The sequence below is a fragment of the Bacillus sp. URHA0034 genome (assembly GCF_056280405.1).
Map to the genome: position 1 here is coordinate 5152088 of NZ_JBWCDK010000002.1, position 15601 is coordinate 5167688.

Sequence of the window (15601 nt, forward strand, 5' to 3'; positions counted from 1 at the left end):
GCTAATATTATGAATAAAGAGGAGCTTTACTCCATTTCCTTTCAACTAATCTTACACAGCGGCAATGCGAGAAGCTTTGCAATGGAAGCTTTACAGGATGCTAGAAACAAAGATTATAAGCAGGCCGAACAAAAAATTCAGGAATCAGAAAATGAGTTATTACAAGCTCATAGGTTCCAAACACAATTAATTCAAAGTGAAGCGGGTGGCGACAAGTATGATATTCCTATCTTACTTGTCCATGCCCAAGATCATTTGATGACAGCGATGACCGTAAAGGACATGGCCATTGAAATCATCGAGTTGAGGAGAGAAATTATCAGTAAATAGAGGTGTATTGAATTGGAAAAAGGATTGAAAATTGCAACGATTGGCGGAGGGTCTAGTTATACTCCTGAACTAATTGAAGGCTTTATAAAATATTTTCCAGAATTACCTGTCCGTGAAATTTGGCTGGTGGATGTTGAGGCAGGAAAGGAAAAGCTTGAGATTGTCGGCAGCCTTGCCAAAAGAATGGTTGAAAAGGCTGGAGTTCCAATTGATATCCACTTGACCCTTGATCGCAGAGAAGCCTTAAAAGATGCAGACTTTGTTACGACACAGTTTCGTGTCGGCTTATTGGATGCACGAGCTAAGGACGAAAGGATTCCTCTGAAATATGGTGTGCTTGGACAGGAAACAAATGGTCCTGGGGGATTATTTAAAGCCCTTCGTACCATTCCAGTAATATTAGATATTTGCCGTGAAATGGAAGAGCTATGTTCTGATGCCTGGTTGATTAATTTTACGAATCCTGCAGGTATGGTAACAGAAGCAGTGCTCCGTTACAGCAATATTAAAAAAGTGGTTGGTTTATGTAACGTTCCCATTGGTATGGAAATGGGTGTTGCCAAGTTATTGGATGTCGAACATAGCCGTGTTCGTATCGACTTCGCCGGGCTTAACCACATGGTTTACGGACTAGATGTTTTTGTAGATGGGGTAAGTGTTAAAGATCGAGTCATTGACTTGATCACGGATCCTGAAAAGACGGTTACGATGCAAAATATTCATGCGATGGGATGGGAGCCGGAATTCTTAAAAGCATTAAATGTTTTCCCATGTCCTTATCACAACTATTACTATAAGGCTAGTGATATGGTAGCAAAAGAGGTAGAGAACGCTAAGAAGGACGGAACCCGTGCTGAAGTTGTTAAGCAGCTTGAAAATGATTTATTTGAACTCTACAAAGATCCAAACCTAGCCATTAAACCACCACAGCTTGAGAAAAGGGGAGGAGCGTACTATAGCGATGCTGCTGTTCGCTTGATCCATTCCATGTATACAGACAAACGAGATATTCAGCCTGTTAATACGATGAATAATGGAGCAATTGCAAGCATTCCAAATGACTCAGCAGTCGAAGTCAGCTGTGTCATTACCAAGGATGGTCCAAAACCCATCACTATGGGTGATCTTCCAATCCCTGTGCGTGGATTAGTCCAGCAAATTAAATCGTTTGAACGGGTTTCAATTGATGCGGCTGTCTCAGGTGATTATGGTACGGCATTAATGGCGATGACCATCAACCCTCTTGTGGCAAACGATCGAGTAGCTAAACTAATCCTTGATGAAATGCTGGATGCGCACAAGGAATATTTACCACAATTTTTTAGAAAAGAAGCAACGGTTGAATCATAATAAACTTAAAAATATGTCGAAAAGACATTAAGAAAAGAAAGCTAAAATAAGAAAAATACATTTTGATGAACTAACTAACAGGTAGCAAAAAAGCTGCCTGTTCTTTTAGGAGGTTAATATGATAAAGCTTATCGTAAATGCTGACGACTTTGGTTTTTCCAGAGGAGTAAATTTCGGTATAATTGACGCACATAAAAGAGGTATTGTCAATTCTGCGACCATGATGATGAACATGCCAGGGACGGATCATGCCATTGATTTGGCAACGGATAATCCTTCATTAATGGTGGGGATCCATTTAGTATTAACATGTGGGAAACCACTATTACCGGATGTCCCAAGTCTTGTTGATGAAAACGGCAACTTTAAAAAGCAAAATCGAATAATCGAAAATAAAGATATTATATTAAAAGATTTAGAACGCGAATGGACCGCACAAATCGAAAAGTTCCTTGCATCTGGATTGGTCCCTACCCATTTTGACAGCCACCACCATGTACATGGGATGCCGGAATTTTATTCTGTAGTTAGAGGACTTTCTGAAAAATATAATTTACCTGTCAGAAAAACGGATCAGGAACTTGATGGTATAAAACCATTTACAGATTTATTCTTCGCAGATTTTTACGGAGAAACTGTTCATGAAGATTATTTCACTCATTTGGGAGCTAGGGTGAAGGATGGACAAACCGTGGAAATCATGTGCCACCCTGCCTACTTGGATAACGAAGTATTGAACGGTTCATCTTATAATGTCATGAGAGCAAAAGAAACTTGCATTTTAACCAATGTATCTCTTCCAAATAATCTTGCGTTGCTATAAGTCTCATTGATTGCTGCACTTTCATTTGAAAGTGTATTTTTTTACGTTTTCATTAATTACCACAATATGAGTTGACTAGTTCAATTTTTTATATGTTCGATAATATTTTTAAATAATTAAAGGATATTTTTGGAATATTGGTGAAATTATTATATGAATTTTCAAAAAATTAGAAGGAGTGGATAACATGTTTTCACCACTTACGCCACTTGATTGGAAACGCAGAGCAATCAAGTATTATCCGAAAAAGACAGCAGTTATTGATGGCGAGAATGAATTTACATACGCAGAATTTGGACAACGTGTCGACCAGCTTTCAACGGCTCTGCATCATGCTGGTATACGGGAAGGGGAGCATGTAGCTGTTATGCTGCCAAACACCCATTACATGTTGGAATGTTTTTACGGGATTGGCCAGCTTGGTGCGGTAATGGTCCCTTTGAATTACCGCTTATCAGCCAAAGATATAGAGTATATTATCAAGCACAGTGATGCGAAGATGTTAATCGTCGATGAGGAGTTTACTAACCCAATTGAGGAAATAGTTGAAAAACTAGCTTTGGATCAAATAATTATCGTGCGTGTTCCTGGACAAGATACGACTTTAAATGGAATAGACTATGAGGATTTTCTTCAGCATGCCGTAGGAAAAGCCGATTATCCTGCGGTTGAAATTGATGAGAATCAGTTGCTTACATTAAATTATACTAGTGGGACCACTTCTAATCCGAAGGGAGTGATGCTTACTCATCGTAGTAATTATTTGAATGCGGCTAATTTCATGTATCATTTGGGTGTAAATAATGATGATATTTATCTTCATACATTGCCAATGTTTCACGCGAATGGCTGGGGAGGGGTTTGGGCCATTACCGCTGCAGGTGGAACCCATGTCTGCTTGCGTAAGGTAGATCCCCCATTAATCCTTAATCTGTTTGAAACCAAGAAGATTTCCTTACTTTGCGGTGCACCAACCGTTGTCAATATGTTGGTAAACGATCCAAAGTCGAAGGATATAAAAGTGAAAACCCATCCACGCATGGCGACAGCCGGTGCACCACCAGCAGCGGCCCTGATTCAAAAAGCGCAGGAGATACTGGGACTGAAGATGATACATGTTTACGGCTTGACAGAAACGTCCCCATTTATTCTTTACTGTGAGTGGAAACAAGAGTTTGATACAAAATCTGCTGATGACCAGGCAGCGATTAAAGCAAGACAAGGGATTGAACTTGCCTTTAATGGGGAAACAAAGGTCGTTCGTCAGGACGGAGAAGAAGTGGCCTGGAATGGAAGAGAGCTAGGTGAAATTGTCACCCGCGGTAATGTCGTCATGTCAGGCTATTACAAAGACCTGCAAAATACAGCTGCAGCAATAAGAGATGGCTGGTTCCATACCGGGGATTTGGCAGTGACACATCCAGATGGTTACATTGAAATCCAAGACCGTGCTAAGGATTTGATTATTTCTGGCGGGGAGAATATTTCTTCAACAGAAGTAGAAGGTGTGTTGTATAAGCATCCAGCAGTTTTAGAAGCGGCGGTAATTGCCATCCCAGATGGAAAATGGGGAGAAGTGCCAAAGGCCATTATTGTTCTAAAACCTGCAGCTGCGATAACTGAAGAGGAAATTATTCAGTTCTGCCGAGCCAGCATGGCCCACTTTAAAGCACCTAAAGCAGTGGAATTCGTGGAAGCGTTACCAAAAACAGCGACAGGTAAATTACAAAAATATCGTCTCCGTGAAATATACTGGAAGGGCCCTAAGAAGGTAAATTAAGAGGATTTACTTTAAAGAGGCTGATCCAATAGGTGGCTGATGAAAAAATTTTTTATATTCTGGTGATTGAAGCGGAAATCAAAAGACTAATTTAATGGAGTAAAAAAGGAGATGTCCCTAAAAGTTATACTTTTGGGACACCTTCTTTTTTGATTTATTCCTTAATGAAATCTATCGTGCTTCTTACTGTATCAATAGGGCGGACATAACTTTCAATTTGTTCACGCTTTGGTTCAAGGAATGGAGGTAAAGAAAGCTTTTCTCCAAGCGTTTCATAAGGTTCATCCCCCATAAATCCTGGACCGTCAGTGGCAAATTCGAATAGAATTTGCGGAGCAACACGAACATATAAGGAAGCAAAGAAGAAACGGTCGACAAAACCGGAAGTTTGGAAACCAAAACCTTCCATTCGATTAATCCATTCATCTAATACAGACCGGTCCTCTACTCGGAAAGCTGCATGATGAACAGTCCCGAAACCTTGCTGTGCTGGTGGAAGAATCGCGTTATATTCAACCACGACCTGCGCTCCATTGCCGCCTTCACCAACTTCAAATAGATGAAATGAACCTTCATGGGCTATTTCCTTGAACATAAGGACTTTTTCCATCATTTCTTTAAAATAATCAAAGTTACCTACCCGTACAAAAATAGGTCCAAGTCCTGTAATCGCATATTCCAATGGAATAGGTCCTTTTTGCCAGGGAGTACCAGGAGCAACTCCTTCATTCATCTCATCAGAAATTAATTGATAGTGTTGATCATCGAAATCAACGAATGACAATGTCTTTTTCCCAAATTGTTCTTTAATGCCAGTATGATTGACTTCTAAACGATCAAATCGTTTAACCCAATATTCTAGTGCAGCATCACTTGGTACCCGGAAGGATGTTTTGTAAATCTCATTCGTACCATGTTTACCTTTTGGAATACCCGGAAAATCGAAAAAGGTCATATCAGTTCCTGGACTTCCCTGATCATCGGCAAAAAATAGGTGGTAGGTTTGAATATCGTCTTGGTTGACCGTTTTCTTTACAAGGCGCATTCCTAAAATATAAGTGAAAAATTGATAATTTTTTTCGGCACTGCTCGTAATCGCTGTTACATGGTGAATACCTTTTAAATGGTTCATCTTATAAACGCTCCTTTTCAATTTATATTATTATTCACTTCTAGGGATAATCCACTCTATTCGGTTTTGGATTATCATGAGTATTTATCTCAAAACTAATTATCTTTAATTTGAGATAAATATATCATTGAAAAAAGGGTTTGTCAAATAAATGATTTTATTAAGGACAGGGGGATGTCCTTTATGTTAAGTAATGATGAAGTTAAACGGATTTTATTATAGGGATAAACACCCTTTTACCTCGATTTAACAGAGAGGCATATTTTGTAATCTTTAAAATCTGACAATACTAGTCAGTTTCTTGTGGTACCGCTCTTTTTCTGTCGATAAAAAAGCCTGACCTCTTCACAAAGCTGTAACAGCTTCAACGGAAAAATGGAAAAAATCGGAGATAATAGAAGTATAAGAAGAATGAAAATTAGCTTATCCGAACTAAAATTTGAAAAAATTCAAGAGCAGGAGGTAGACGATGAAAAAACAAAAGTGGATTGCTTTACTGTTGGCTGGTGGAAAAGGAACAAGACTAAATCTGCTTACCAAAACACTAGTGAAACCTGCCGTGCCTTTTGGTGGTAAGTACCGTATAATTGATTTTGCTTTAAGTAATTGCAGGAATTCCGGGATAGAAACAGTTGGGATTTTGACACAATATAGACCATTCGAGCTGCATGCTCATCTTGGCCGTTGTAGTTATGGGAATCATTACAACCTTTATGGAGGTTTGACCATTCTTCCGCCCTATCAGCGAAGTGATACCGGTGTAGAATGGTATGAAGGAACCGCACATGCTGTTTTTCAAAACATTGAATTTATTGAACAATTTAATCCAGAACATGTTCTCGTTGTGTCGGGCGATCAAATCTACAAAATGGATTATTCACTTATGCTGGGGCAGCATTTGGAGTCAAACGCAGATTGTACGATAGCAGTAGTTGAAGTTCCGTGGGCAGAAGCTAATCGTTTTGGGCTGATGAAAATGGATCCGTTGACATATAAAATAACCAGTTTTGAAGAAAAGCCTAAAAACCCGACATCTAACCTAGCATCTATGGGTATCTATATTTTTAAATGGTCGTTATTAAAAGAATATTTGCTGCAAGAGGAACTAAAAGAATTTAGCAATCGGGATTTTGGCAAGGATATTATTCCTTCGATGCTAAGTGATCACTTGCAGCTTTATGCGTATTATTATCATGATTATTGGAAGGATGTAGGAACAGTTCATAGTTATTGGGAAGCAAACTTGGATTTATTATCAGGTGAAAAAAATATCTTTCTGCAAAACCCTGAATGGAAAATTCAGACTGCCCATTATGATGAACCGCCTTTATACTTTGATGTATGTGCGAAGTTGCATCAAAGCATCGTAAGCGACGGCTGTGAAATATATGGAACAATTGAAAATTCAGTTTTATTTAGCGGTGTTAAAGTAGGAAAAGGGGCGCGGATTAAAAATGCAGTTATCCTTCCGCAAACGATTATTGGAGAAAATGTTTGGATTGAAAATGCTGTGGTGGGGAGCCAAACAGAAATTATGGATGGGGTTATTATTGTTTCTAAGGATGCGGATGCCCATTTAATGGTAGTGGGTCATAATGAAATCATTAACCCAGCCCTGTATGATTTTCCTAGTAAAAACAAGGTGATTTCAGTTGTGTCTTAAACGAGATAAAGGGATGTGAATCCAAGCTTCACATCCCTTTATATTTTATCAAAATTGAAGAAATATTTTGTTTTTAACTCGTAAAATGGTAAACTATAAAAAAATCTAACTAGAGGAGCTTCAAAATGATAAAAGCAATATTTTTTGATTTAGATGACACACTTCTTTGGGATCAAAAGAGTGTGAAAGAAGCTTTTGCAGCCACGTGTAGAGTGGCAGAAGAACATTATGGAATCAATGCCGGCCAACTGGAAGAATCCGTTCGTGAAGCTGCAAGAGAATTGTATTCATCCTATGAATTTTATCCATTTACACAGATGATCGGGATCAATCCGTTTGAAGGATTATGGGGCAATTTTTCAGATGATAATCTCGAGGATTTCAAAAAGATGAAGGTAACCGTTCCAGGCTACAGAAAAGAAGCTTGGACAGCTGGTTTGAAGAAAATGGGGATTGATAACCCTGATTTTGGCTATGTGTTAGCAGAGCGCTTCCCTGAAGAGCGGAGAAAGAGCCCGTTTGTATACGAAGAAACATTTGAAATTCTCGATACTTTAAAAGGGAAGTACCAGCTTCTACTGTTAACTAACGGCTCACCGGAGCTGCAAAATACGAAATTAGAGATTACACCAGAGCTTGTTCCTTATTTTGACCAAATTGTCATTTCAGGTAATTTTGGGAGAGGGAAGCCTGATCCTTCGATATTTGAGTATGCACTATCCCTCATGGAATTACAAAAAGATGAAGTTATTATGGTAGGGGATAATTTGATGACCGATGTACTTGGAGCAAATCGTGCCGGTATCAAAACGGTTTGGATTAACCGACATGACAAAGAGCGAAATGAAGTGATTCCAACGTATGAAATAAAGCATTTGGAAGAACTTTACCCTATCTTAGCTGAACTAAAGTAGATACCATCGCCATTTCGGCGATGGTGTTTTTTGTGAATTGAGTCATTTATTGATTATAATATTAGTTATATTTTTATATAGATGGGGTGTTAGCTGTTGGAATTAAGACAATTGAAATTATTTTCTGAAGTGGCCAAGCATAAAAGTATCACAAAAGCTGCTGAGGTTATGCATTTATCGCAGCCGGCGTTAAGTAAGTCGATTATGGCGTTAGAAGAAGAGCTCGGCTTGACGTTAATCATTCGGACCAATAAAACGAGTGATTTAACCGATGCAGGCAGAGTAGTACTCGACTATGCACAAAAGATGAATGGACTTGTCGATGAAATGAAAACTACCCTGAACGATATGACTAATTTAACAAGAGGGCAAATTGATATCGGCCTTCCTCCATTTATTGGCAGCTTGTTTTTCCCGAGAGTGATGGCAAAGTTTCATCATACATATCCTAATATTGAACTAAATATCACAGAGTATGGCGGTGCCAGGGTCGTAAAGAGTGTAGAAGAAGGGGAGTTCGAGCTTGGTGTCGCCGTCCTGCCAATTGATGAGCAGCTGTTTGATATTTATCCTATCGTAGAAGAGGAAATGAAGTTGTTGGTTTACAAAGACCACCGTTTGGCAAAGCGGAGGGTGGTAGGTATGGAAGAATTAAGGGAAGAAGAATTTATCTTTTATCATGAGGAGTTTGCGCTCAATCAAATTATGAGAAACCAGTGTATTGCTGCTGGGTTTGAGCCGAAAATTTTGTTTAAGAGCTCTCAATGGGACCTCATGACCGAGATGGTGGCAGCTAATCTTGGTATCACGATCCTTCCACATTCTATCTGTAACCGTGTCTTTAATAGTGATATTGAAGTTATTGACCTGAAACAAAAAATTCTGTGGCGCTTGGCAGTGCTTACAAAAAAAGACCGCTATATCTCGAATGCAGGCAGGACCTTTATTGACTTTATCTTAAAAGATCCATTATAACTTTTAGTTATGTAAATGATTCGTAATATGTATTTTACGAATGGTAATAATGAGCGTAGGATTACTCTATAGTAAATTTCGTGAAAAAAAGAGAGTATTACTTCTCTTTTGTATATAGAAAGGGTCATGAAGATGAGACTAGGAGTAATCGTAATACAAGTACTAGGTTTGCATGTGTTTTTATTTTTAGGTGCTGCCCTTAAGGAAGTGATTCCACTTCCAATTCCAGCTTCGATGTTTGGCTTATTCCTTTTGTTTCTCGCACTTTGCTTTAAAATCATTAAACTCGAGTGGGTAGAAAAAGGGGCCAATTGGTTATTGGCGGAACTATTGCTATTTTTTATTCCGTCAGCAGTAGGGATTGTAAATTATGATGAAATTATCAGCTTACAGGGTGCTGAGATTGTCGGTTTAATTGGGATTAGTACAATTATTGTGATGGGGATGACAGCCTTAACGGCGGAAAAAATAAGTGGACGAAAAAGGAGTGAGCAGCCTTGATGATGATTGTATTTACACTTGCGACGTATCTTTTATATCGTTTGTCAAAAATGGCGTATGGAAAATGGAGCATGCCATTTTTCCATCCACTGCTGCTATCACCAATTATGTTAATAGTACTAATATCCGTCACAAATGTATCTGCCGATCAATACCTTCATGCCTCAAAATGGCTGACTCATTTGCTTGGTCCTGCGACCGTTGCCTTCGCAGTGCCAATTTATAAAAACTTAGCTGTGATAAAAAAGTATATTGGGACCATTCTTATTAGTATTACGTGTGGATCGCTGGTGGCGATTTTTTCTACCTTTGCGCTTTCAAAATTGTTCCACTTACAATCTGATTTTATTATTTCCATTTTACCAAGGTCGATTACAACCCCAATAGCGATTGAGGTTTCAAAGGAAATTGGTGGTTTGCCAACGTTAACAACGGTGTTTGTCATCATTACTGGGATTGTTGGCGGTATTGTTGGACCGTCGGTTATTAAAGGTTTGTCGATTAAGACACCAATTGCTAGAGGGCTTGCATTAGGCATGGGGGCACATGGTGTTGGAACCAATAAAGCGATGGAATACGGAAAGCAAGAAGCTACTTTTTCCTCGTTAGCAATGATTTTTGCAGCCCTGATTACCCTAGTTTGGGGAGCTTTATTAATACCTTCTTTAATGAATATCCATCATATATTATAAAACGCATTTGGCCGCCATTTTTGATAAAGGGCGGCCATAATTTTTGAGTGTATAAAAGTGGGCTGTCATTACAATTAAATGGAAAAATGGTGTTTTCGCAGGGCTAAACGAAAAGGTGAACACATAATATGAAGAGGGTGTTTCCCGAATTTAATTAGACGGTAAAGGAAATCTGGACATATGCGTTAATAGGAAATTGGGCTGGGGGAGGTAAATTAAAAATGCTCCGAAATGTGATTGTTGTCAGGGATAATGAGGAAAGTGTCAAAAATGCCATGAGAGAGGTATTACGTTCTAAGCATAAAGGTCATGAGGTAGCCCTTGATTTGACAAGGATATCGGATAAAGAGAGAAAAAGAGAGATTATGAAACAACTAACGCGATTTTAACCCTGAAGGCAGAGATGCACTTTTATAGTTGAAATTTGCCCGACAGTAAGTCATGAAATCTGGGGGAAAGTGAAAATCCGTTCCCCCTATAGTAGTATTTAGCCTAATAACTCTAGCTGATGGCGGACTGCATAAGCAAATCCATCTTCGTCATTGGTCTTCGTGATTATATCTGCCGCCTGTTGAACCTCCAGTGGGGCATTTCCCATCGCTACAGCGGTTGTTGCTACCTCAAATTGAGCTATATCATTGCCGCCGTCGCCAAAAGCAATAATTTCTTCAAAAGTAAGGTTCATCATGTCTTGGTAGCGTAATAATGCCTTCCCCTTATGTGCTTCATTTGATGTAATTTCCACGTTATTGGGATGAGAAGAAGCCATCGAGATTGGAAATTTCCCAGCTAATGCTTGTTTAACTTCGTCAATTTTTTCTAGCTGATCAGGGTGGACAAGTGCAATGAGTTTGTAAATTTTTAAATCCTTAAGTTCAAGAATCTGACTATAATCAAATTCATTAAAAATCTGGTCAAGCTCTTGTTTACTTTTATCATGTAATGGGGGGAGAGTTGAAGGAAGGCCGCCGTGATTTGTGTAAACGAGGATTCCTACACCCATCTCATTTAAAATGGAAAAAATGTCCTTATAGACATCAATAGATAAGGCTGCTTCAAAGAGAACCTTTCTCTCAGCAGAGAATAATACTGAACCGTTCACGCAAAAAATAGGCATGTTCATCTTTTTGACAGCCTCTAATTTGATGACGTCCGCATAAGCCCGTCCTGTGTTTAAAATCAAGCAGTGACCTTGTGCCTGCAGTTCGTATAAGACTTTTACATTCTCTTCGGTAATTTCATGCTTAGAGTTTAATAACGTACCGTCTAAATCAATTGAAATACATTTCATGGGTGTCCTTTAATTCCTTTCCAATATACATATAGCTACTATATCAGATATAGAATAAGGCTGCCAAACAGGAATAATATAAATTTCGGAAAGCTAATAGGCTTTTAAGAAAATTCTATTAATAGTATGATAAGTGAGAGAATTATTGAAGGAGAGCGAACATTGACCGAGAAAATTAGTTTATTAGAAGCTTTTAAACAAACAGACTTTCGACTAGGCGGGCATGGCCCGAGGGAGCTGCAAATGCTAAAAAAAGCGGTGAGGGGCCTAGATGACCATATTGAGAGTGATATGTACGGGAAGGGGCAGGTCATTGAAAAATTCGAAGAAAAAATGGCCCATTTTCTTGGAAAAGAGTCAGCCGTATTTTTTCCAAGCGGAACAATGGCTCAGCAAATCGCTTTACGAATTTGGTGTGATCAAAAAGAAATCAAAAAAGTAGCCTATCATCCATTATCCCATTTAGAAATTCATGAAGAAGATGGGTTAAAAGAATTGCACTCGATTGAACCCATTTTACTTGCGGAGAAAGACCGTGTTATTCAGTTTGAGGATGTTGTCGGGCTGAAGGAAAATATCGCTTGTTTGTTGCTGGAATTACCACAACGGGAGATTGGCGGACAGCTGCCAGATTATCAAACTCTTGAAGCCATTTCAGTGTATTGCCGCGAAAAGGGGATTAAACTGCATTTAGATGGTGCACGCCTGTTTGAGATCCTGCCTTATTATCAAAAATCGGCATCCGAAATTTCCGCCTTGTTTGATAGCGTTTATGTTTCGGTTTATAAAGGGTTAGGTGGTATTGCTGGTGCAATCCTTGCAGGAGACAAGGATTTTACAGAACGATCTAAAGTGTGGAAACGTCGTCATGGCGGAGATTTAATCAGCCTTTATCCATATGTCATAAGTGCGGATTATTATTTTGAGCAGCGTGTCGGAAAAATGGAAAAGTATTATAAAGAAGCGCAAGAACTAGCCATCTTATTTAATCAATGTCAGTCTGTTATTACACTGCCTATGGAACCTGTTTCTAATATGTTCCACGTTCATATCGACGTACCAAAAGAGACACTGGAACCTATCCTTATCAAACTTACCCAAGATACAGGTATCGGTTTTAGCAGTTACCTAAAAGAGTTAAACAGCGGAGTAAGTTACTTTGAATTAGGAATTGGCGATACGTACGAGCAAATCCCAAAAGACAAACTAAAGGCTGCTTTCAAATTGCTGAATGAAGAACTAATCCGAGTCGCCACTACCTAATGGTGACAGGCACCATTTCTAATCTAACGAAGTGAAAAATGACCGATAGCCGAAACCAGCTTAGATAAATAGAAAGGCAAGCCTTTGGATAGGCTTGCCTTTTAATCTATATAGAGATTTATTAGCAGTTCGGAATTTTAGCCGCGTCTGCCGCCTCGACCACCGCGTTTGGTTTCGGTGTTGCGTTTAAGGCTTGATAAATTCTCTTCACTCGACTTTAAGAACTTCGCCATTTTATCTTCAAAGCTTTCCTTAGGTTTAAAGTTCCCTTTAGAACGGAAATCTTTTGAACGGCTATCCCCTCTACCCTGACGCTGTGGGCGCTGTGAATAAGAAGAAGAAGTTTGTCCTTCAGGTCGATCAATTGCTTTTTTAATGGATAGGGCAGTTTTTCCGTCTTTCTCGCTAATTACCTTTACTTCAACAACATCGCCAATTTTGAGATGATCGTTAACATCCTTTACATAGCTATCCGCAACCTCACTAATATGCACTAGGCCTGTTGTACCGCCTGGCAATTCAACAAATGCTCCGAAATTAGTGATACCGGTTACTTTACCTTGTACTTTACTGCCTACTTCAACTGACATAAAAATATGTTTCCCCCTCATAAATGTTAAAGACACTTTATTATACCAAAAACTTTAGAAAAATAACATAAAGTCTATTTCATCAATTTTGCCAATTCATACCTAGTCCCAAATTTTTTAATAATAGGCTGAAAATCTTAAGCATAATGGATGCCTCAAACCTGAATCGTATGCTAAAAGGTTCACAGGAATGTAACATCTATAGTGAAATACTTGGAGAGGCGAGGAAATAATATTAGTGTAATGAAATGCAATAAACCGAACGAATTCCGATTGAAGAATACATCTGCTAGGGGGGATTGGGTTCACTTAAAAATGCAAAATTCTTGTGCCGGTAGAAAGGAGGGACAATTTTTCTTTATGATCACTTGCGAAAATACTAAAGTGAATCGGAATTTGCTTGGAAAGACCTGATTGTTTTGCATTTCATTTTCATTATGGCGGGGGTTTGAGTATTTCTGTATAAATAAGCTTTTGTCATAATCGCAAAACTATATGTCTTAAGGTAGTTACGTTGCTGCCATGGTAACTTTACGATGTTATTAGCTGTAATAAATTTGCGGTCAATCCAATCAATTGCCTCTTCTACAACAACATTTTGCTGATTCGGAAATGGGGATTGCTAATGAAATGAATAACTAAGCAGGCGAGTCAGCGAAAAGGCTGACTCGCTTTTTATATTAGAAAGGTTATGAATTTACCTGATGCCCCATATACGTAATATGAAACCGGAATGACCTTTTAAGAAAGGGGAAATGATGATGACGAACCAATCTGGACCCTATAATATATATAGCTACTTTATTGGTACCAATCCTTCAACCTCCTTCAATCCAAATCCTATCTTTCCAAAAATTAAAAGGACGGCTTTTCTTAGTCCGTTCACTTTTATTGTAGGAGATGTAACGATCCGCGATAATACTTACGTTGCCCCTTTCGTAAGCATCCGTGCTGATGAAGGTAGTCCATTTCATATAGACAGATATTGTAACATTCAGGACGGTGTCATCCTGCATGGGCTAAAAAATAAACATGTAGACGTTAATGGTAAAAAATATTCAATCTATATAGGACCAAGAGTTTCTTGTGCCCATGGTTCACTGATTCATGGTCCCTGTGAGATCCAGCAAGAAGTTTTTGTGGGCTTTAAGGCAATTGTTTATAACGCACAAATAGGAGAAGGTTGCTTTATTTCGACAGATGCCGTTGTTACAGGTGGTGTCATCCTAAAGCCACACAGTTTTGTCCCGCCTGGTGCTCATATAGATACACAAGCAAAAGCTGAAAGTTTATCAACTGTCCCAATAAGCGAAGTAGAATTCGCAAAAGAGGTGCAAAGAGTAAACCAGGAGTTCCCTTCCTCCTATTCCTTACTATTCGGGAAAACCAAGTGTTCTTGTGGCTTGTCGTATTGATTTTTATAAAAAGGAATAAGATAGTTTTTCCGCGGTGAAACTACCTTTTGTTGACTATATGATGAAATGGAGACGAGCGAATGAAGGAAGTTTTACAGCAGGTAAAAGATGAATTAGAAAAAGCTTATGACCATCCACAATCTTCTGACTTAGATCGTTGTATTGCCCAGCTGCAGCAAGCATTGGAACAAAATGGCGATAAAGGCACCATGATAGAGGATTGTATCCGTTCATTAACCCAGGCTAGGAACGCCGTGGGAGCTTTGGAAAACGCGGGAGATGTATCGTCTGCAGCCGCCTTTGGTGAGGCTTACAATGCTCTAGATCAGGCTATTGAATCTTATAGCTGATACCGTTAAACCTCTAGAATACCCTAGAGGTTTTTTGTTGCTAATCCAATATAACAGAATGAACAAGTGGATTCCGTCCATAATAAGTAACGTAAAGGAGGCATGAGCTATGGATGGAAAGTATAATACAAATGATGACGCAAATGTTGAATTAAAGAAAGCTCTACGAAACAGTCCACCTAAAAAAAATCCAAACATGAGTGAAGCAGAGTATAAATTAAAGATTCTAGGATTGGGTAAGAAAAGCTAAAAAAAAAGCAGGTGAAAAAATGCCAAAAAATAATCCGGTTGAGTATACAGGAAGAGTATTGGACCAAAGAAATGACCTTACTGGACCAAATGACGGGAAAGCAACCTATCCGGAACGTCCAAAAAATGTGCCGATCCAGGATCCCAAAAAGCAAGGTGAATAAATGAAGGCTGCCAAGTGGCAGTCTTTTATTTTAGATAAGACACTTTTCGAACAATCTAAGCAAATTAGTTTGTTTCCGTTATCTCAATTGTTACTATAGTAGTAAATCTTGAAATTGAA

General features: G+C 38.8%; 18 protein-coding genes. 15 read left to right on the plus strand and 3 right to left on the minus strand.

Annotated features, from left to right (window positions below; translation table 11 throughout):
- Nucleotides 1-9 precede the first annotated feature (9 nt).
- The 4 genes from ACZ9EE_RS27070 (at nucleotide 10) to ACZ9EE_RS27085 (ending at nucleotide 4283) form a co-directional block, all read left to right on the plus strand.
- Nucleotides 10-330, plus strand: coding sequence for a PTS sugar transporter subunit IIA (locus ACZ9EE_RS27070; RefSeq protein WP_476031667.1), 321 nt, complete (start codon nucleotides 10-12; stop codon nucleotides 328-330).
- 12 nt (nucleotides 331-342) lie between these two features.
- Nucleotides 343-1680: a 6-phospho-beta-glucosidase gene (locus ACZ9EE_RS27075; RefSeq protein WP_476031668.1), complete on the plus strand. Its 1338-nt coding sequence runs from the start codon at nucleotides 343-345 to the stop codon at nucleotides 1678-1680.
- Between the two features lie 118 nt (nucleotides 1681-1798).
- Nucleotides 1799-2503: a chitin disaccharide deacetylase gene (gene chbG, locus ACZ9EE_RS27080; RefSeq protein ID WP_476031669.1), complete on the plus strand. Its 705-nt coding sequence runs from the start codon at nucleotides 1799-1801 to the stop codon at nucleotides 2501-2503.
- Nucleotides 2504-2690: 187 nt separating this feature from the next.
- A complete protein-coding gene (locus ACZ9EE_RS27085; protein WP_476031670.1) occupies nucleotides 2691-4283 on the plus strand; it encodes a long-chain-fatty-acid--CoA ligase in 1593 nt (530 codons plus the stop codon).
- 154 nt (nucleotides 4284-4437) lie between these two features.
- Here ACZ9EE_RS27085 and ACZ9EE_RS27090 read toward each other — a convergent pair whose 3' ends face one another.
- Nucleotides 4438-5415: a ring-cleaving dioxygenase gene (locus ACZ9EE_RS27090; protein WP_476031671.1), complete on the minus strand. Its 978-nt coding sequence runs from the start codon at nucleotides 5413-5415 to the stop codon at nucleotides 4438-4440.
- A gap of 469 nt (nucleotides 5416-5884) precedes the next feature.
- Between ACZ9EE_RS27090 and ACZ9EE_RS27095 the strand changes: the two genes are divergently transcribed.
- The 6 genes from ACZ9EE_RS27095 to ACZ9EE_RS27120 all read left to right on the plus strand — a co-directional run bounded on the left by ACZ9EE_RS27095 (nucleotide 5885) and on the right by ACZ9EE_RS27120 (nucleotide 10549).
- Entirely contained in the window at nucleotides 5885-7078 is a 1194-nt protein-coding gene (locus ACZ9EE_RS27095) for a glucose-1-phosphate adenylyltransferase (RefSeq protein ID WP_476031672.1), read from the plus strand.
- 125 nt (nucleotides 7079-7203) lie between these two features.
- A complete protein-coding gene (locus tag ACZ9EE_RS27100) occupies nucleotides 7204-7992 on the plus strand; it encodes an HAD family hydrolase (RefSeq protein WP_476031673.1) in 789 nt (262 codons plus the stop codon).
- 96 nt (nucleotides 7993-8088) lie between these two features.
- Nucleotides 8089-8967, plus strand: coding sequence for a LysR family transcriptional regulator (locus ACZ9EE_RS27105; protein ID WP_476031674.1), 879 nt, complete (start codon nucleotides 8089-8091; stop codon nucleotides 8965-8967).
- A gap of 132 nt (nucleotides 8968-9099) precedes the next feature.
- Nucleotides 9100-9468 carry a CidA/LrgA family protein gene (locus ACZ9EE_RS27110; protein WP_476031675.1) on the plus strand — a complete coding sequence of 123 codons (369 nt, stop codon included), beginning with the start codon at nucleotides 9100-9102 and terminating at the stop codon, nucleotides 9466-9468.
- The gene (locus ACZ9EE_RS27115; protein ID WP_476033117.1) at nucleotides 9468-10160 is read left to right on the plus strand and encodes an LrgB family protein; all 693 of its coding nucleotides are present in this window, start codon (nucleotides 9468-9470) and stop codon (nucleotides 10158-10160) included. The genes ACZ9EE_RS27110 and ACZ9EE_RS27115 overlap by 1 nt, the downstream gene beginning before the upstream one ends.
- 221 nt (nucleotides 10161-10381) lie before the next feature.
- On the plus strand, nucleotides 10382-10549 hold the full coding sequence (locus ACZ9EE_RS27120) for a hypothetical protein (RefSeq protein ID WP_476031676.1): 168 nt from the start codon (nucleotides 10382-10384) through the stop codon (nucleotides 10547-10549).
- Nucleotides 10550-10647: 98 nt separating this feature from the next.
- On the opposite strand, the gene ACZ9EE_RS27125 is transcribed toward ACZ9EE_RS27120, so the two are convergent.
- Complete coding sequence (locus tag ACZ9EE_RS27125) at nucleotides 10648-11451, minus strand: HAD family hydrolase (RefSeq protein ID WP_476031677.1); 804 nt, start codon at nucleotides 11449-11451, stop codon at nucleotides 10648-10650.
- Between the two features lie 162 nt (nucleotides 11452-11613).
- On the opposite strand from ACZ9EE_RS27125, the gene ACZ9EE_RS27130 reads away from it, so the two are divergent.
- Nucleotides 11614-12714 (plus strand): threonine aldolase family protein, encoded by a 1101-nt coding sequence (locus ACZ9EE_RS27130; protein ID WP_476031678.1) that lies wholly within the window; start codon nucleotides 11614-11616, stop codon nucleotides 12712-12714.
- A 137-nt stretch (nucleotides 12715-12851) separates the two neighbouring features.
- Here the strand turns inward: ACZ9EE_RS27130 and ACZ9EE_RS27135 are convergent, their stop codons facing one another.
- Nucleotides 12852-13304, minus strand: a complete 453-nt coding sequence (locus ACZ9EE_RS27135; protein WP_476031679.1) for a S1 domain-containing RNA-binding protein — start codon at nucleotides 13302-13304, stop codon at nucleotides 12852-12854.
- 761 nt (nucleotides 13305-14065) lie between these two features.
- Here ACZ9EE_RS27135 and ACZ9EE_RS27140 point away from each other — a divergent pair.
- From ACZ9EE_RS27140 to ACZ9EE_RS27155, 4 genes are all read left to right on the plus strand, one after another.
- On the plus strand, nucleotides 14066-14719 hold the full coding sequence (locus tag ACZ9EE_RS27140; protein WP_476031680.1) for an LbetaH domain-containing protein: 654 nt from the start codon (nucleotides 14066-14068) through the stop codon (nucleotides 14717-14719).
- Nucleotides 14720-14799: 80 nt separating this feature from the next.
- On the plus strand, nucleotides 14800-15069 hold the full coding sequence (locus tag ACZ9EE_RS27145; protein ID WP_476031681.1) for a hypothetical protein: 270 nt from the start codon (nucleotides 14800-14802) through the stop codon (nucleotides 15067-15069).
- Between the two features lie 109 nt (nucleotides 15070-15178).
- The gene (locus tag ACZ9EE_RS27150; protein ID WP_335574571.1) at nucleotides 15179-15319 is read left to right on the plus strand and encodes a hypothetical protein; all 141 of its coding nucleotides are present in this window, start codon (nucleotides 15179-15181) and stop codon (nucleotides 15317-15319) included.
- Nucleotides 15320-15338: 19 nt separating this feature from the next.
- On the plus strand, nucleotides 15339-15482 hold the full coding sequence (locus ACZ9EE_RS27155) for a hypothetical protein (protein ID WP_476031682.1): 144 nt from the start codon (nucleotides 15339-15341) through the stop codon (nucleotides 15480-15482).
- The last annotated feature ends 119 nt before the right edge of the window (nucleotides 15483-15601 follow it).

What these genes read in the sequence shown, in the direction of transcription:
- ACZ9EE_RS27140 (WP_476031680.1), top strand. Translation starts at nt 14,066, where the DNA reads ATGACGAACCAATCTGGACCCTATAATATATATAGCTACTTTATTGGT.
- ACZ9EE_RS27085 (WP_476031670.1), top strand. Translation starts at nt 2,691, where the DNA reads ATGTTTTCACCACTTACGCCACTTGATTGGAAACGCAGAGCAATCAAG.
- chbG (WP_476031669.1), top strand. Translation starts at nt 1,799, where the DNA reads ATGATAAAGCTTATCGTAAATGCTGACGACTTTGGTTTTTCCAGAGGA.
- ACZ9EE_RS27110 (WP_476031675.1), top strand. Translation starts at nt 9,100, where the DNA reads ATGAGACTAGGAGTAATCGTAATACAAGTACTAGGTTTGCATGTGTTT.
- ACZ9EE_RS27095 (WP_476031672.1), top strand. Translation starts at nt 5,885, where the DNA reads ATGAAAAAACAAAAGTGGATTGCTTTACTGTTGGCTGGTGGAAAAGGA.
- ACZ9EE_RS27115 (WP_476033117.1), top strand. Translation starts at nt 9,468, where the DNA reads ATGATGATTGTATTTACACTTGCGACGTATCTTTTATATCGTTTGTCA.
- ACZ9EE_RS27150 (WP_335574571.1), top strand. Translation starts at nt 15,179, where the DNA reads ATGGATGGAAAGTATAATACAAATGATGACGCAAATGTTGAATTAAAG.
- ACZ9EE_RS27145 (WP_476031681.1), top strand. Translation starts at nt 14,800, where the DNA reads ATGAAGGAAGTTTTACAGCAGGTAAAAGATGAATTAGAAAAAGCTTAT.
- ACZ9EE_RS27125 (WP_476031677.1), bottom strand. Translation starts at nt 11,451, where the DNA reads ATGAAATGTATTTCAATTGATTTAGACGGTACGTTATTAAACTCTAAG.
- ACZ9EE_RS27135 (WP_476031679.1), bottom strand. Translation starts at nt 13,304, where the DNA reads ATGTCAGTTGAAGTAGGCAGTAAAGTACAAGGTAAAGTAACCGGTATC.
- ACZ9EE_RS27155 (WP_476031682.1), top strand. Translation starts at nt 15,339, where the DNA reads ATGCCAAAAAATAATCCGGTTGAGTATACAGGAAGAGTATTGGACCAA.
- ACZ9EE_RS27090 (WP_476031671.1), bottom strand. Translation starts at nt 5,415, where the DNA reads ATGAACCATTTAAAAGGTATTCACCATGTAACAGCGATTACGAGCAGT.
- ACZ9EE_RS27100 (WP_476031673.1), top strand. Translation starts at nt 7,204, where the DNA reads ATGATAAAAGCAATATTTTTTGATTTAGATGACACACTTCTTTGGGAT.
- ACZ9EE_RS27070 (WP_476031667.1), top strand. Translation starts at nt 10, where the DNA reads ATGAATAAAGAGGAGCTTTACTCCATTTCCTTTCAACTAATCTTACAC.
- ACZ9EE_RS27120 (WP_476031676.1), top strand. Translation starts at nt 10,382, where the DNA reads ATGCTCCGAAATGTGATTGTTGTCAGGGATAATGAGGAAAGTGTCAAA.